Source organism: Mesorhizobium sp. M2A.F.Ca.ET.043.05.1.1 (assembly GCF_003952445.1).
Lineage (GTDB): Bacteria > Pseudomonadota > Alphaproteobacteria > Rhizobiales > Rhizobiaceae > Mesorhizobium.
In genome coordinates this window covers 5387376-5403225 of the sequence record NZ_CP034446.1, presented here as the reverse complement: position 1 = coordinate 5403225, position 15850 = coordinate 5387376, and the positions used below count along the sequence as shown (strand labels likewise).

10 protein-coding genes are annotated in these 15850 nt (G+C 65.9%); 7 read left to right on the top strand and 3 right to left on the bottom strand.

All coding sequences use genetic code 11. The annotated features are described in order from the left end of the window. Positions 1–76: 76 nt before the first annotated feature. From htpX to purH, 4 genes are all read left to right on the top strand, one after another. Positions 77–1105: a zinc metalloprotease HtpX gene (gene htpX, locus EJ069_RS26185; RefSeq protein WP_126063769.1), complete on the top strand. Its 1029-nt coding sequence runs from the start codon at positions 77–79 to the stop codon at positions 1103–1105. Beyond that, positions 1096–2475: an RsmB/NOP family class I SAM-dependent RNA methyltransferase gene (locus EJ069_RS26180; protein WP_126063768.1), complete on the top strand. Its 1380-nt coding sequence runs from the start codon at positions 1096–1098 to the stop codon at positions 2473–2475. Before htpX ends, EJ069_RS26180 begins: the two co-directional genes overlap by 10 nt. 149 nt (positions 2476–2624) lie before the next feature. Further along, a complete protein-coding gene (locus tag EJ069_RS26175; protein WP_126063767.1) occupies positions 2625–4349 on the top strand; it encodes a heparinase II/III family protein in 1725 nt (574 codons plus the stop codon). A gap of 112 nt (positions 4350–4461) precedes the next feature. Beyond that, entirely contained in the window at positions 4462–6078 is a 1617-nt protein-coding gene (gene purH, locus EJ069_RS26170) for a bifunctional phosphoribosylaminoimidazolecarboxamide formyltransferase/IMP cyclohydrolase (protein ID WP_126063766.1), read from the top strand. Between the two features lie 188 nt (positions 6079–6266). Here purH and EJ069_RS26165 read toward each other — a convergent pair whose 3' ends face one another. Together EJ069_RS26165 and EJ069_RS26160 are read right to left on the bottom strand one after the other, a co-directional pair. Continuing rightward, positions 6267–7640: an MFS transporter gene (locus EJ069_RS26165; RefSeq protein ID WP_126063765.1), complete on the bottom strand. Its 1374-nt coding sequence runs from the start codon at positions 7638–7640 to the stop codon at positions 6267–6269. A 242-nt stretch (positions 7641–7882) separates the two neighbouring features. After that, complete coding sequence (locus tag EJ069_RS26160; protein ID WP_126063764.1) at positions 7883–12661, bottom strand: NAD-glutamate dehydrogenase; 4779 nt, start codon at positions 12659–12661, stop codon at positions 7883–7885. A gap of 127 nt (positions 12662–12788) precedes the next feature. On the opposite strand from EJ069_RS26160, the gene EJ069_RS26155 reads away from it, so the two are divergent. Then, the gene (locus tag EJ069_RS26155) at positions 12789–13352 is read left to right on the top strand and encodes a peroxidase-related enzyme (protein WP_126063763.1); all 564 of its coding nucleotides are present in this window, start codon (positions 12789–12791) and stop codon (positions 13350–13352) included. Positions 13353–13569: 217 nt separating this feature from the next. Beyond that, positions 13570–13893, top strand: coding sequence for a YciI family protein (locus tag EJ069_RS26150; protein WP_126063762.1), 324 nt, complete (start codon positions 13570–13572; stop codon positions 13891–13893). Positions 13894–14003: 110 nt separating this feature from the next. Here EJ069_RS26150 and EJ069_RS26145 read toward each other — a convergent pair whose 3' ends face one another. Next, a complete protein-coding gene (locus tag EJ069_RS26145) occupies positions 14004–14615 on the bottom strand; it encodes a LysE family translocator (RefSeq protein WP_126063761.1) in 612 nt (203 codons plus the stop codon). Between the two features lie 687 nt (positions 14616–15302). Between EJ069_RS26145 and EJ069_RS26140 the strand changes: the two genes are divergently transcribed. Then, on the top strand, positions 15303–15845 hold the full coding sequence (locus tag EJ069_RS26140) for a DUF1062 domain-containing protein (RefSeq protein WP_348639343.1): 543 nt from the start codon (positions 15303–15305) through the stop codon (positions 15843–15845). Positions 15846–15850 lie beyond the last annotated feature (5 nt).

Sequence of the window (15850 nt, the reverse complement as noted above, 5' to 3'; positions counted from 1 at the left end):
CCGGCCTTTCCCATCATATAGCCATGACCACAAAAGGATCGACCCCAATTCTCCATCGGCCCGGACGGATGAAACGATGAACACGCTTCGCACCGCAATGCTGCTAGCCGCGATGACGGCGCTGTTCATGGGCGTCGGCTATCTGATCGGCGGCTCGGGCGGCATGGTCATCGCGCTTTTGATCGCCGCCGGCACCAATTTGTTCAGCTACTGGAACGCCGACAAGATGGTGCTATCGATGAACCGCGCCATCGAGGTCGACGAGAAGAATGCGCCCGAATATTACGCGATCGTCCAGGCGCTGGCCAAGCAGGCCGGCCTGCCGATGCCGAAGACCTATCTGATCGACAACCCGCAGCCCAACGCCTTCGCCACCGGCCGCAATCCCGAGAATGCCGCGGTGGCCGCATCCACCGGCCTGCTCCAGCGACTCTCCCACGAGGAGGTCGCGGCGGTGATGGCGCATGAGCTTGCCCATGTGCAGCATCGCGACACGCTGACCATGACGATCGTGGCGACGCTTGCCGGCGCGATCTCGATGCTCGGCAATTTCGCCTTCTTCCTCGGCGGCAGCCGCGAGAACAACAATTCCTTCGGCTTCGTCGGCGTGCTTGTGGCGATGATCGTTGCGCCCTTCGCCGCCATGATCGTGCAGATGGCGGTGAGCCGCACCCGCGAATACGAGGCCGACCGGCGCGGCGCCGAGATCTGCGGCAATCCGCTGTGGCTGGCCTCGGCGCTCGCCAAGATCGCGCGCGGCGCGGAGCAGATCCCCAATGAGGATGCCGAGCGCAACCCGGCGATGGCGCATCTCTTCATCATCAACCCCCTGCATGGCGAACGCATGGACAATCTGTTCTCGACCCATCCGAGCACCGAGAACCGCATCGCCGCGCTGCAGGAGATGGCAAGCGAGATGGGTCGTGCGTCGCCAGCCAATCGGCGCGAGGCTTCCGCGCCGCCCATCCAGCCCGAGGAGGCGTCGGCCGGTCCATGGGGTAAGCGGACGGAACCCGCCCCGCCTGCCGAACCACCGCAGCCGAAAACCAATCCCTGGGGCCGTAACCCGACCGGACCGCGCCGGTCGAAAGGTCCCTGGTCGTGACGCCGCCGAGGCGCGGACAGCCAGGCAATGCGCAACACAAGGCCGGTGACGAGATAGCCGGTCTTGCCGCGCGTAAGGCGGCGGCGCGTCTGCTTGCCGCCGTCATCGATGCCCGCACGCCGTTGGACGGGCTGACCGACAACGAGCACGGCCACCCGCAATACAAGGTGCTGGACGGCCGCGACCGCGCGCTGGTGCGGGCCATCCTGGTGACCGCGCTGCGCCACCGCATGACCATTGCCGGGCTGCTGTCGAAACGGTTGGAAAAGCCCCTGCCCGCCAATGCCACTGCGCTCTCGCATATCCTCAATGTCGCCGCCGCGCAGATCCTGTTTCTCGACGTCCCAGACAGCGCCGCCGTCGACCTTGCCGTCACCCACGCCAAATCCGATCCGCGCACCACCCGCTTCTCCGGCCTCGTCAACGGCGTGCTGCGTTCGCTGGCCCGCGCCAAGGAGGCCGAGCTTGCCCCGGCGCTTGCCGCCACCAGCGAGGCGCCGCAATGGTTTGCCGAGCGGCTGACCGCCGCCTACGGAGCCGACAAGGCGCGCGCCATTCTTGCCGCGCATCGCCACGAGGCGCCGGTCGATTTCACCGTCAAGGCCGATCCAGCGCTTTGGGCCGAGCGCCTGGGCGGCATCGTTCTGCCGACCGGCACGGTGCGTGTCGAAAAGCTCTCGGCCAATGTCATCGACCTACCCGGTTTCGCCGATGGCGCCTGGTGGGTGCAGGACACGGCCGCCAGCCTGCCGGCGCGCCTGTTCGGCGACATAAGCGGAAAACGCGTCGCCGACCTCTGCGCCGCGCCCGGCGGCAAGACGGCGCAGCTTATTCTGGCCGGCGCCGACGTCACCGCGGTCGACACCTCGAAGAACCGGCTGGCGCGGCTCAAGCAGAATCTCGATCGCCTCGGCCTGACGGCCGATCTGGTCCAGACCGATCTCATGGATTACCGGCCGGCGGAGCTGTTCGACGCCGTGCTGCTCGACTCGCCCTGCTCCTCGACCGGAACCGTGCGTCGCCATCCCGATGTGCCCTGGACCAAGACCATGGCGGATGTCGAAAAGCTCGCCGATCTCCAGCGTCGCCTCCTTGCCCATGCCGTCGGTCTCGTCAGGCCCGGCGGCCGCATCGTCTTTTCCAACTGCTCGCTCGACCCGATCGAAGGCGAGGAGCTTTCCCGCGCCTTCCTTGCCGAAACCCCCGGGGTGATCGACGACCCGATCCACCCGGGCGAGTTCGCCGAGGTCGATCCGTTCCTTACATCTGCGGGCACGCTGCGCACGACGCCCGCCGACCTAATGCTTGAATCGCCGGGGATTTCCGGTCTGGACGGCTTCTTCGCGGTCCGGATGAGACGGGCCGGTTGAGTCGTTATCTCGCAAAAACGTGCTGACTTTTTTAGGGATCGGTACCGGCAAGGCGGCGTGAAGCGGTTCACTTCGGCGAAATCCTCCTTCGCATAAGTTCTTGAATCGCATAAGCTTGCGCTTGGGTAATGGGGACCTCTGGAGGGCTTTTGGCACTTGTTGCCGGCAACACGACGCGTCTATGGACGCTCGTCGCGAAGGAGTTCTGGCGCAAGACGCGCCGGCGTTTGCGCGCCGGTCCGGTCTATCGCTGGCGCTATTCCGGCCGCACGCCCGAACGCGTCCTGATCGCCCCGCCGGATTTGCGGCTCGCCGATCCGCAAATCGCCCTGGAAATTTATTACGGCCGCTACCCGCTGTCCGGCCATCTGGTCGAGACCGGCGGCACCTCGCCCTTTCAGCTCGACGTGCCCAATCGCGGCTGGCAGAAATCGCTGCATGGCTTCCGCTGGCTGCGCCATATGCGCGCCGCCGGCACCGAGCTCGCCGCCGCCAATGCGAGAGCCCTGGTGACCGACTGGATTGCCATGCACGGCAATCAGATTTCGGGCATCGCCTGGGAGCCGGGAACGACGGCCAAGCGCGTGATCGCCTGGCTGCAGCATTCCTCGGTGGTGCTGCAAGGCGCCGAATTCCCGTTCTATCGCGCCTTCCTTAAATCGCTTGCCGTGCAGATTCGCTACCTGCGCTCGGTGGCGCGTGAGATGCCGGACGGCGAGGCCAGGCTGCGCGCCCGCATCGCGCTCGCCTTCGCCGCGCTGTCGCTGCCGGCGCCGGCTTCGGCGCTGCGTTCCGCGACGCGCAACCTGGCCGAGGAGCTGGAGCATCAGATCCTGCCCGATGGCGGCCACATCTCGCGCAAACCGATGGCGGTGCTGGAACTGCTCGCCGATCTCCTGCCGCTGCGCCAGACCTATGCCAACCAGGCCGAGGCGCCGCCGGCGGCCCTGATCGGCGCCATCGACCGCATGTTGCCGGCGCTGCGCTTTTTCCGCCACCAGGACGGCAGCCTGGCCCGCTTCAACGGCATGGGCGCCACCATCCATGACCGCATCGCCACCATCCTGCGCCATGACGACACGGTGGGCGCGCCGCTGCTGCACGCGCCGCATTCCGGCTATGAGCGCCTTTCGATGGGCGGCGTGACGGTGATCGCCGACACCGGCCTGCCGCCGCCGATCAACGTCTCCAACGCCGCGCATGCCGGCTGTCTCGCCTTCGAGCTCTCCTCCGGGCGCCAGCACTTCATCGTCAATGCCGGCATCGACACCTACGGCGCCCCCGAATTCCGGCCTCTGGCGCGCGCCACCGCCGCGCATTCGACCGCCACGATCAACGACACCTCGTCGGCGCGCTTCAGCCACTCGCTGCGCGTCAGCGACCTTTTGGGCTCGCCGCTGATCGGCGGCCCGCAGCACGTGCCCTGCAAGCGCCTCGACCAGAAGGGCATGCAAGGTTTCGTCGCGCGCCACGACGGCTACGTCCAGCAATTCGGCTTCCTGCACGAGCGCGAGCTGAAGCTCGGCACGAACGGCAACGTGCTTGCCGGCCGCGACCGGTTCCTGCGCCCGGGCAATGCCGCGATCCGCAACAACGGCCGCGACTTCGTCACGGTGCGCTTCCATGTCCACCCCGACATCAGGCTGCTGCAGGACGACCACGACCGGCTGACGCTTGCCGCCGCGCAGGGCGACAGCTGGGTGTTCACCTGCGCCGAAGTCGTGCCGGAGGTCGAGGAATCGATCTATTTCGCCGGCCTGAGCGGCCCCCGCCGCAGCCGGCAGATCGTCCTCGCCTTCAAGGCCTCGGAGATTGCCGAGGTGCACTGGCAGCTGACCCGCACCGAGATCGCCGGCTTTCCCGAAAACAACTGAGCCTGGCCGACAAACACGGCTGCGCGCCTGATCCCGGATTCACTTGATTTCCGGGGCTCATATGCTAGGGCCGGCCAACGTCCCTTCCAACAGCTCTGAAAGGCCGCCCGCCATGGCTGTGCCCACAAAAAACATTCCGGCGCCGGATCTCGTTCCGGTGCGCCGGGCCTTGCTTTCCGTCTTCGACAAGACCGGGCTGGTCGACTTTGCCAAGGCGCTCGCCGCCGCCGGCGTCGAACTGGTTTCGACGGGCGGCACGGCAAAGACCATCGCCGAGGCCGGCCTCGCGGTGCGCGATGTTTCCGAGCTCACCGGCTTTCCCGAGATCATGGACGGCCGGGTGAAGACCTTGCATCCTTCGGTGCATGGCGCGCTGCTCGGCATCCGCGACGATGCCGAGCATGCCAAGGCCATGCGCGATCATCACATCGAGCCGATCGACCTCGTCGTCTCGAACCTCTACCCGTTCGAGGAGGTGCGCCGCTCCGGCGCCGGCTATGCCTCGATCGTCGAGAACATCGACATCGGCGGGCCGGCGATGATCCGCGCCTCGGCCAAGAACCACGCCTATGTCGCCATCGTCACCGACCCGGCCGATTATGCTTCGGTGGTCAACGCATTGGAGATGAACCTCGGCTCGCTGTCGCTCGACTTCCGCAAGAAGCTGGCGGCCAAGGCCTTTGCCCGCACCGCCACATATGACGCGGCGATTTCCGGCTGGTTCGCCGAAGAGCTCCAGATCGAGCACCCGACATGGCGCGCGTTCGGCGGCCGTCTCGACCAGGTGATGCGCTATGGCGAGAACCCGCATCAGAATGCGGGCTTCTATCTCTCGGGCGACAAGCGGCCGGGTGTCGCCACTGCCAGGCAATTGCAGGGCAAGCAGCTCTCCTACAACAACATCAACGACACCGACGCCGCCTTCGAGCTCGTCGGCGAGTTCGATCCGGCCCGCTCGGCGGCGATCGCCATCATCAAGCACGCCAACCCCTGCGGCGTCGCCGAAGGCTCGTCGCTGAAGGCGGCCTACGCCAAGGCGCTGGCCTGCGATCCGGTCTCGGCCTTCGGCGGCATCGTCGCCATGAACCGCATCCTCGACGCGGAAGCCGCGGAAGAGATCGTGAAGACCTTCACCGAGGTCATCATCGCGCCGGACGCGACCGATGAGGCCGCCGCGATCGTCGCGGCGAAGAAGAATTTGCGCCTGCTGGTCACCGGCGGCCTGCCCGACCCGCGCGCCGCCGGCACGACGGTGAAGTCGGTCGCCGGCGGATTGCTTGTTCAAAGCCGCGACAACGCCGTGGTCGACGACCTCGAGCTGAAAGTGGTGACCAAGCGCGCGCCGACGCCGGCGGAACTGGCCGACCTCAAATTCGCCTTTCGCGTCGCCAAGCACGTCAAGTCGAACGCCATCGTCTATGTGAAGAACGGCGCGACGGTCGGCATCGGCGCCGGCCAGATGAGCCGCGTCGATTCCTCGCGCATCGCCGCCCGCAAGGCGCTCGACGCGGCGGCAGCCGCCGGCCTGGCCGAACCGCTGACCAAGGGTTCGGTCGTCGCCTCCGACGCCTTCTTCCCCTTCGCCGACGGGCTCTTGTCGGCGATCGAGGCCGGCGCCACTGCGGTGATCCAGCCCGGCGGCTCGATGCGCGACGACGACGTCATCGCCGCCGCCGACGAGCACGGCATAGCCATGGTGTTTACCGGTGTAAGGCACTTCAGGCATTGAGCCATCTTGCCCTTCTCCCCTTGTGGGAGAAGGGGTCGCCGAAGGCGACGGATGAGGGGTGCTCCAGGGAATGAGACGCTGGCGATGACCGCTCTGGACGAGCGTGCTCGCCAAGCTGGAACACCCCTCATCCGTCTCGGCGCTGCGCGCCGATCCACCTTCTCCCACAAGGGGAGAAGGACACAGCGCTACCGCTTGTCCGCCGGATAGGGCGTCCCCGCCAGTATCGCCATGCCGATGCCGAGGAACAGGATGATCGCCGCCATGCCGAGCCGTGGCGAATCGCTCGTCGTGGTGATGCTTGCAATCATGAAGGGCGCCAGGAAGCTGGTCGCCCGCCCCGCCAATGCGTAGATGCCGAAATAGCGCCCTGACTCCGCGGCGGTGACGCTGCGCGCCATATAGGATCGCGACGACGCCTGCACCGGCCCGAAGGCGAGCCCGATCAGCAAGCCATAGAGGATGTAGGCCTTTTCGGCCGCGGTGCCGAACAGTCCGCCGGAATCGGTTGCCGGCAGCGGGATCAGTCCGAGTAGCGTGAAACCCGGGCCGGTCGAGACGACGCCGATCGTGGCGACCGACAGCATCACCAGCGAGATCATCACGACATGCTTCGAGCCGAACGCGGTATCGAGCCGCGCCGCGATCCAGCAGCCGAAGATGGCGACAACGTTGAGGATGATGCCGAACAGGCCGATCTCGGTGATCGACCAGTGGAACATCCCGGCCGCGAAGGTGCCGCCGAGCGCCAGCAGCGCATTGACGCCGTCTTGATAGATCATGCGTGCCAAAAGGAAGCGCAGGATGCCGCTGCGCTGGCGCACCTCGGCGAGCGTCGACTTCAGTTCGGACAACCCCTCGCGCACCGCCGGTCCGATCGGGATGCCCTTGATGGCGTCGGGCGTGAAGAAGAACATCGGCAGGATGAACAGGAAATACCAGCCGGCCGACATCGGCCCGGTGAAGCGCGCATCCTCGCCGAGTTTCGGGTCCAGCCCGAACAGCGGATCGAGGCCGATGAGGGTCTTGCCGGTTTCGAGATTGCCGGCCAGGAACAGCACGACGAAGATCAGTGCCACCATGCCGCCGAGATAGCCGAGACCCCAGGCGACGTTGGAAATGCGGCCGATCTCCTCCTTCGGCACCAGCCGCGGCATCATGGAATCGTTGAACACGGTGGAGAATTCGGCCGCCACCGAGGCCAGCGAAAACAACAGCACGACCAGGAACAGGTTCGAGCCGGGTGCGGCGAACCACAGCAGGCTGAGACTGACGATCTTGATCGTGGCGAAGAAGGCGATCCACGGCTTGCGCGGCCCGGTTTGGTCGGCGATCGAGCCGAGCACCGGCGACAGCACCGCGATGACCAGCCCCGCCGCGGCGATGCCGTAACCCCAGGCGGCCTGCCCGGCGGTCGGGTCGCTCGCCATGCGCGAGACGAAATAGGGTCCGAAGATGAAGGTGGTGACGACGGTGAAGAAAGGCTGCGCCGCCCAGTCGAAGAACATCCAGCCCCAGATGCCGCGCCCCGATGCCCGCTGCACTGTCTCTACTGCCGCCATGCTGATTCCCTCGGGCCGCTCGTGCCGGGCGCCATGTCTGCATGTTTTCAGGCGGTGGCGCAACAAGTGCCAGTTCCTCGCCCCACGAAGTGGGAAGAGGTGGCTCGGCGAAGCCGAGACGGAGAGGGGAATGCGTCGACTGAAGCAGGGTAACCCGTTGCGGGAGGGTGGCCCCACCCTACGAAGCCCCTCTCCGCCTCGCTGCGCTCGGCACCTCTCCCCACTGGGTGGGGCGAGGAACTTCACATCCCCGTCAGGTCGGTCATCAGCCCGGATGCCACCGACAGCCGCGACACGGTGATGTCGCCGCCTTCGGTCAGCGCCTGCAGCCGCTCGCGGATGCGGGCGACGCGTTCGCCGCCGGCTTCCAGCCACGCCGCGACCGGATCCGCCGCCGCGCCGTGCGCCGTCAGAGCCGCCACCGCGATGCCGCGACGCGCGACGCCGATCGTGTCGGTCGCGCGTGACAGCGCCAGCTGGTCGTAATAGTCGGGCGGCATGATCGAGCGCGCCGCTTCCTCGACGCGCGGGATGCGGAAGGCGTCGCTGACGGCGAAGAAGGCCTTGGCCGCGCTGACGATGTCGGCATTGGCGGTGCGCGCGGTGAGCGCGACGTCGGGCATCAGCTCGGCCACCTCGGCCAAGGCGAGCTGCCCGGCGAGCTTCTCCGGCGCGCCGCCCTTGAACAGACCTTGCCGCCGCTCCTCTATGCGCTCGCGCGAGAACGCCGGCAGCAGCGAGACGAGCTTCGGCTCGAGCGCCTTGCGGGCCTCCTGCAGCTCGGCGATGCGCTGGCCGAGCGGCGCGGAGCCGGCTTCGTTCTTCAGATACCAGCCGCTGGTCACAAAGATGAGCCGGCTGACGGACTGGTAGAGATCGAGCTGGGTCTGCCCGTCGATCTGGTTGTCGAGCGCGTCGATCTCCTTGTAGAGCGCCGGCAGCGCAAAGCCGTCGCGGACCACGGCGAAGGTGCGCACGACATCGGCCGCCGGCCGCCCGGTAGCTTCCTGCAGCCGGTTGACGAAGGATGGCCCACCGCGATTGACGAGATCGTTTGCCACGACGCGGGCGATGATCTCGCGCCGCAGCCTGTGGTCGCGGATTTCGCCGGCGAATTTCTTGGCCATGCGCTCCGGGAAATAGCCCATCAGGTCGCGGTCGAAATGCGACTCGTCCGGCACGTCGCTGGCGACGATGTCGGAGAACAGCACGATCTTGGCATAGGCGAGCAGCACGCCGAGTTCGGCCCTGGTCAGCGGCTCGCCGCGCGCCTCGCGCTCGGCGAGCGCCGCCGGCGAAGGCAGCGTCTCGACGGCGCGGTCGAGCAGGCCGCGCGCCTCCAGCGCCGTCATGAAGCGGGCTTGGTGCGCGATGTCGGCGAGCCTCCGCTTGCGCGCGAGCGACAGCGCAAGCGTCTGCTGGTAGTTGTTGGAGAGCACCAGCGCGCTCACCTCGTCGGTCATCTCGGAAAGCAGCTTGTTGCGCGCCGGCCGCGTCAGCGAGCCTTTGCGCATGGCGGAAGCCAGCGCGATCTTGATGTTGACCTCGACGTCGGAGCAGTTGACGCCGCCCGAATTGTCGATGGCGTCCGAGTTGCAGCGGCCGCCATTCATGCCGAACTCGATGCGCGCCCGCTGCGTGACGCCGAGATTGGCGCCCTCCCCGATGACCTTCGCCCGGACATCGAGCGCGGTGACGCGGATGGCGTCGTTGGCGCGGTCGCCGACATCCTGATTGCTTTCGCCGGAAGCCCGCACATAGGTGCCGATGCCGCCGAACCACAGAAGGTCGACCGGCGCCTTGAGGATGGCGCTCATGATCTCGACGGGCGTCGCCGTGGTCTTGGCGAGGCCGATCGCGGCGGCGGCCGCCTGCGGCAGCGTGATCGATTTCTGGTTGCGCGAGACGATGACGCCGCCTTCCGACAGCTTCGACTTGTCATAGTCCTGCCAGGATGAGCGCGGCAGGGCGAACATGCGCTGGCGCTCGGCCATTGAGGCGGCCATGTCCGGATCGGGATCGATGAAGATGTCGCGATGGTCGAAGGCGGCGATCAGCTTGGTGGCGGGCGACAACAGCATGCCGTTGCCGAACACGTCGCCCGACATGTCGCCGACGCCGACGACGCTGAAGGGCTCAGCCTGGATGTTGCGGTTCATCTCGCGGAAATGCCGCTTCACCGCTTCCCAGGCGCCCTTGGCGGTGATGCCCATCTTCTTGTGGTCGTAGCCGGCCGAGCCGCCGCTGGCGAAGGCATCGTCCAGCCAGAAGTGATGCTTCTCCGAAATGGCGTTGGCGGTGTCGGAGAAGGTCGCCGTGCCCTTGTCGGCGGCGACGACGAAATAGGGATCGTCAGGATCGCGCCGCACCACGCCGGCCGGCGGGATGACCCCGTCGACGCCTATATTGTCGGTGATCGAAAGCAGGCTGGAGACGAAGTTCTTGTAGGCCGAGGTGCCGGCCTCGAAGATGGCGTCGCGCCCGGCGCTCATCGGCAGCTTCTTCGGATAGAAGCCGCCCTTGGCGCCGACCGGCACGATAACCGCGTTCTTGACCTGCTGCGCCTTCACAAGACCCAGCACCTCGGTGCGGTAGTCCTGGGCGCGGTCCGACCAGCGCAGGCCGCCGCGCGCCACCGGGCCGAAGCGCAGATGCACGCCCTCGACCTCGGAGCCGTAGACGAAGATCTCGCGCCATGGCCGCGGCGCCGGCAGTCCCTCGACCGCCTGCGAGTCGAGCTTGATCGCCAGCGACTGCCCCTTCGCTTTCGTATCGGCGACGAAATGATTGGTGCGCAGCGAGGCTTCGATCAGGTTGAGGTAGCGGCGGATGATGGTGTCGTCATCGATATTGGGGACCTCCTCCAGCGCATCCTTGATCTTGGCCTTGAGGTGCTTGGCAGTCACCGCGCCGTCGCCTTCCGCCGTCGGCCCAAGCCGGGCGACGAACAGCGAATGCAGGCCGCGCGCGATCTCCGGATAACGGTTTAGCGCCGCGGCGATGAAATCCTGGCTCTGCGGAATGCCGGCCTGCTGGAGGTAGCGGCCATAGGCGCGCAGGATGGTGATCTCGCCCGACCACAGGCCGGCGGTCTGCGCCAGGCCGTTGTAGCCGTCATTATCGACGTCGCCGCGCCAGACCGAGAGGAAGGCATCCTCGAACAGCGCCCCGCCATCGGCGAGGTTGATTGGGTTGCCGAAGCTGTTCTCCAGCTCCATGTCGTGGATGAATACCGTTGCAGCCGGGTCGCCGGCGACCTCGAAGGTGCGCTCGCTGATGACGCGGAAGCCGATATTCTCCAGCACCGGCACGCGCCGCGACAGCGCCACCGGGCTGCCATGGTGGTAGATCTTCAGCGCCGCCTGGTTCGGCTTCTGGTCGGCATGGCGGTAATAGTCGATGGCGATCGGATTGTCGGCGCTGATTTTGGCGATGCGCCCGGCATCGGCCAGCGCCACGGCGGCCGAGAAGGTGTCGCGATAGCTCTCGGGGAATCGCGCCGCGATCGCCTTCAGCGCCGGATCGCTGCCAGCCGCTTCCGCGGCCTCGGAGAGCGCGTCTTGCCAGGTCCGCACGATGTCGCGGATCGCTGCCTCGATCGTCGACTGCTCGATCTTCGGCGTCTTGCCGCCGGAGCGGCCGATGATGAAATGCACGCGCGCCAGCCCGCCTTCCGGGAAGGCCGGGTAATAGGCCGACAGCCGGCCCTCGAAGACGGTCTTGAGATAGGCGCCGATCTTCTCGCGCACGACGCTGTCATAGCGGTCGCGCGGCACGAAGACGAGGATCGAAACGAAACGATCGAACTGGTCGGCGCGCACCAGCGCTCTGATCCGCGGCCGCTCGACCAACCCGAGAATGGCATTGGCATGCTTTCTCAGGACCGGCACCGGAACCTGAAAGAACTCGTCGCGCGGATAGCTTTCCAGCACGTTGATCAGCGCCTTGCCGGAATGGTCGTTGGGATTGAACCCCGACTTGGCGATGATCGTTTCGGCCTTCGAGCGCAGATAGGGGATCTTCATCACCGAGCGCGTGTAGGCGGTCGAGGTGAAAAGGCCGACGATGCGCAGTTCGCCCGCGAGCGCGCCTTTCGCGGTGTAGGTCTTGACCCCGACATAGTCGAGATAGATGCGGCGGTGCACCAGCGACTTGGCGTTCGCCTTGGTGACGATCAACGGCTCCGGCCCGTGCAGGAAGGCGCGGATCTCCGGGGTCGTCGTCACCGCCTCGGTGCCGCGCCTCAGCACCAGCACGTCGGGATCCGCCAGGATGCCGAGGCCGGGCTTGTCGGCACGCTCGAGCGAGCCGCTCTCCTCGCCGCCGACATATTTGAACTCGCGCATGCCAAGGAAGGTGAAATTGTCGTCGCGCAGCCATTCGAGGAAGGCGATCGCCTCGGCGACGCTCTTCTTGTCTAGCGGCACCGCGGAATAGCGGAACTCGGAAATCGCCTGGTCGAGGCGGGCGAGCATACGCTTCCAGTCGACGACTGCGGCCCGGACCTGGGAGAGCATCTTGCGCAGCCGCTCGGTAAGGCTCTTCGCCTCCTCCGCGGTCAGCCTTGGAATGTGGACGTGGACGACGCTCAGCCGCTCGTGCTCGTCATCCTCCTTGCCGCCTTCGCCCAGAATCTCGACGACGCCGGCCTTGCCGTGACGGACGGTGACGATCGGATGGGTGACCAGCGTCGGCTGGCCGCTGCTCTCGGTGATCTCGCCCAGGATGGAATCGAACAGGAACGGCATGTTGTCGTTGACGACGGTGATGACCGTGACCGGCCGTCCGTCGCAGGCAACGCCCGAATCGGCATCGACGGCGACGACGCTTTCGCCCTTCCTGTGGCTGGCCACCGCTCGGGCTGCGAGCTCGCCTGCGCGTTCCAGGTCGGCGGCGTCATAGGCCGCTATATCCTCGGCGGGCGCCCGGGCAAGCAGATAATCGGCAAGCCTTGCGGGCTTCTCCTCCGCTTTCGCGGCGGCTGCCGCTTTCTTCCTCGGCTTGGATTTCACGCTGGCCATGACGCTTCTTCCCTCCCGCCTTATGCTTTTGTGGCTATCGTAGCAGATGACCGCCGTTTCGCGACAAAGGTTTGACGACGCATTAAAAAATTCGAACCGACGCCATCGGCCTGCAAGGAGAACCCATATGACCGGCAAAATAACCGCGCTTGACCTTGTCCAGGCGGAGCTGAGCGAGGCGACGAAAGCCTATTTCGCCAAATGCGAGGAGAAGCTCGGCCTCGTGCCCAACGTGCTGCTCGCCTATGCCTTCGACGAGAAGAAGCTGCGCGCCTTCACCGACATGTACAACGATCTGATGCTGGGCGATTCGGGCCTGTCGAAGCTGGAGCGCGAGATGATCGCGGTGGCCGTCTCCTCGATCAACCATTGCTATTACTGCCTGACCGCGCATGGCGCAGCGGTGCGTCAGCTGTCGGGCGAGCCGGCGCTGGGCGAGATGATGGTGATGAATTTCCGTGCAGCCGATCTGTCGGACCGCCAGCGCGCCATGCTCGAATTCGCCGTGAAGCTGACGGAAGAGCCGGCCAGGATCGTGGAAGCCGACCGAGCCGCCTTGCGCCAGGCGGGCTTTTCGGACCGCGACATCTGGGACATCGCCTCGACCGCCGCCTTCTTCAACATGTCGAACCGCGTGGCCGCCGCGGTCGACATGCTGCCCAATCCTGAATACCACGCCATGGCGAGATGACGGCCGCAGGTCTTATATTAGCAACACCGAATTTTTCGTTGCCGGCCGCGTCATTTGGTCCGATGATCAGGATTGCGGCGCGGCTGCATGTCCAGACCTGCGAGATTGCCGCGTATTCACGATTACGGGGCAGCCGCATATCGGGGTGCAGCGCAGCTGCATATCGCAAGCGGCGTTGCCGCATGCCGGTTCGACGCCGCCGACAAGGGAGGAGAACATGGCGAAATTTCTCTATGTCTATCACGGCTCCGGCAAGATGCCGACCGATGAGGCCGAACGGAAAGCGGCTATGGATGCCTGGACCGGCTGGTACGACAAACTGGGCTCCGCCGTGGTCGACGGCGGCAATCCGGTCGGCATGTCCAAGACGGTTCTGCCCAGCGGCAAGGTCGAGAACAATGGCGGCAGCAATCCGACCGCCGGCTACACGATCGTCGAGGCCAGGGACATCGACGATGCCGTCGCCAAAGCCAAGGAGTGCCCGATCCTGATGGACCCGGCCTTCAGCGTCGAGATCGCGCCGATCATCGAGATGATGTGAGGCCGGCCGCTTTAAGCGTTTCGCCGTTCGCGGAAACGGCGAACCGCTCTAACCTTTTTGTTTGACGCAATTCCGGGCGGAAAACCGCTCACCCTTTTTCTGGAATTGCTTTAGCGCGCGGCGATCGCCGCGGCGGCGCCCGCCATGGTCGTGGCGCTGACGCGGTTGGCGATCTTCATTGCGCGCTTGCTTTTTAGAAGCCGGCGCGCCTGCGAAGCGGCCAGCACCCAGGCTAGGTCGATGACGACCAACACGACAGCCATAGTCAGCGTCAGCTCGACCCAGCCGACGACGCTGACCGAGGCGAGATCGATGATGGTCGGCAGCAGCGCCAGATAGAACATCATGATCTTCGGGTTGCCGAGCGTCACCGCCATGCCGGCAAAGAACAGTTTCACGGGCGAATCTTCGCGCGGCATCTCGCCTTCCTTGGCCTCCACTGGCGCCGTCCACATCTTGAACGCTAGCCAGGCGAGATAGGCCACGCCAACCCACTTCACGACGACGAAGGCGTAGTGGAAGGTCTGCGCCACGACGGCCAGCCCGAACACCGCCAGCGACAGCCAGATCGCCTCTCCGATCCACATCGCCAGCAGGAACGGGAAGACGTCGCGGAATCCTTTCGAGATCACCCGCGCCACGAGCGCCGCGATGGACGGCCCGGGCGAGCCGGCGGCGACGAACAGAGCGGCGGCGAAGATCAGCAGCGAGGCGAGATGCATGGCGGACCTCTTGGTTGCGATTGGCTGCCATACTAGCCAGGCGAAGCGACATTGGCAAAGACAGGGTAATCGCATACGGCGCTCCCCCTCTCCGTCTCGGCTTCGCCGAGCCACCTCTCCCCACTTTGTGGGGGCGAGGAACCCAAGCTTTCCAAAGATCGCGGCGGCCGGCGGTTGGCGTTTCCTCGCCCCATGAAATGGGGGAGAGGTGTCCGCGCAGCGGACGGAGAGGGGGCAGCGCCAGCGTCCGAGAACTGGCGTTGAGCCGAGTCTGACGGAGGGTACTTGCCCCGTCGTTACTCTGCCGTTAGAAGCAGCCTTCCATTTTACCCATTTTCGAGCATGACTTTGCCTCAGTAACCGCCGGTCTCGCCAACTCCTCTGAATGCACCGCAGGCGCAGCCACTGGCGCCGCCTGCTCCATTTTCAAGTGTTCTTCAGGCGGCGGTTCGAGACCGGTTTGGCATTGCTGAGCCGCCGTCGAGCGCTATCGCGCCGACGCTTGATTTCGAGACAACACAGTCTTTCGCCACGCCGTGCCCATGAAGGGCATCTCGGACATTGCCGATCTGACGGACTTCCCGACGGGAAGGGCCTGCCGGCATGTCTTCTGCCTTGCTTGTCCGCTGGACGATCGCACCCGCAATCGCGCCACGACCTCTGAGCAACTGCAACCGCTGCGGCGGCGTGAGACCCTATCGATGCAGCGAGAAATTCCGCGTCAATGCCAATGGCAAGCGCATCGACGTCTGGCTGATCTATCGGTGCGTGAGTTGCGACAACTCCTGGAATTTCACCATCCTGGAACGACAAAACCGCCACGATATCGAGCCGGCACTGCTGGCAGCGCTTGAAAGCAACGATCCGGCGCTTGCACGCCGCTTTGCCTTCGATGCCGCCGCGTTGCGCAACCGGGCCGGGCGGCTCGAGGAATCTTCCGATGTCACGGTCCGAAAGGAGCTGCTCGACGGAGAGCCGGGACGCGCCGACGCGCTGGCGCTCGAGCTTCGGCCGGAGGGGACGACGCCTTTGCGGCTGGACCGCCTGCTTGCCGGCGAGCTTGGCCTCTCGCGGTCAAGACTCCAGGCCCTTGACGACCGAAGGCGACTGACCCTGGAACCGGATGGCGCCAAAGCCTTGCGCAAGCCGGTTCGCGACGGCCTGGCGGTGCGCATCGATCTGGCCGGAGAGGCGGATTGCCGCGCCATCCTGTTGGCAGCATGCCGCTGAAACGA

Coding starts and splice junctions, on each gene's coding strand:
- EJ069_RS26155 (WP_126063763.1), top strand. CDS start 12,789: ATGACCGGCAAAATAACCGCGCTTGACCTTGTCCAGGCGGAGCTGAGC.
- purH (WP_126063766.1), top strand. CDS start 4,462: ATGGCTGTGCCCACAAAAAACATTCCGGCGCCGGATCTCGTTCCGGTG.
- htpX (WP_126063769.1), top strand. CDS start 77: ATGAACACGCTTCGCACCGCAATGCTGCTAGCCGCGATGACGGCGCTG.
- EJ069_RS26145 (WP_126063761.1), bottom strand. CDS start 14,615: ATGCATCTCGCCTCGCTGCTGATCTTCGCCGCCGCTCTGTTCGTCGCC.
- EJ069_RS26165 (WP_126063765.1), bottom strand. CDS start 7,640: ATGGCGGCAGTAGAGACAGTGCAGCGGGCATCGGGGCGCGGCATCTGG.
- EJ069_RS26150 (WP_126063762.1), top strand. CDS start 13,570: ATGGCGAAATTTCTCTATGTCTATCACGGCTCCGGCAAGATGCCGACC.
- EJ069_RS26160 (WP_126063764.1), bottom strand. CDS start 12,661: ATGGCCAGCGTGAAATCCAAGCCGAGGAAGAAAGCGGCAGCCGCCGCG.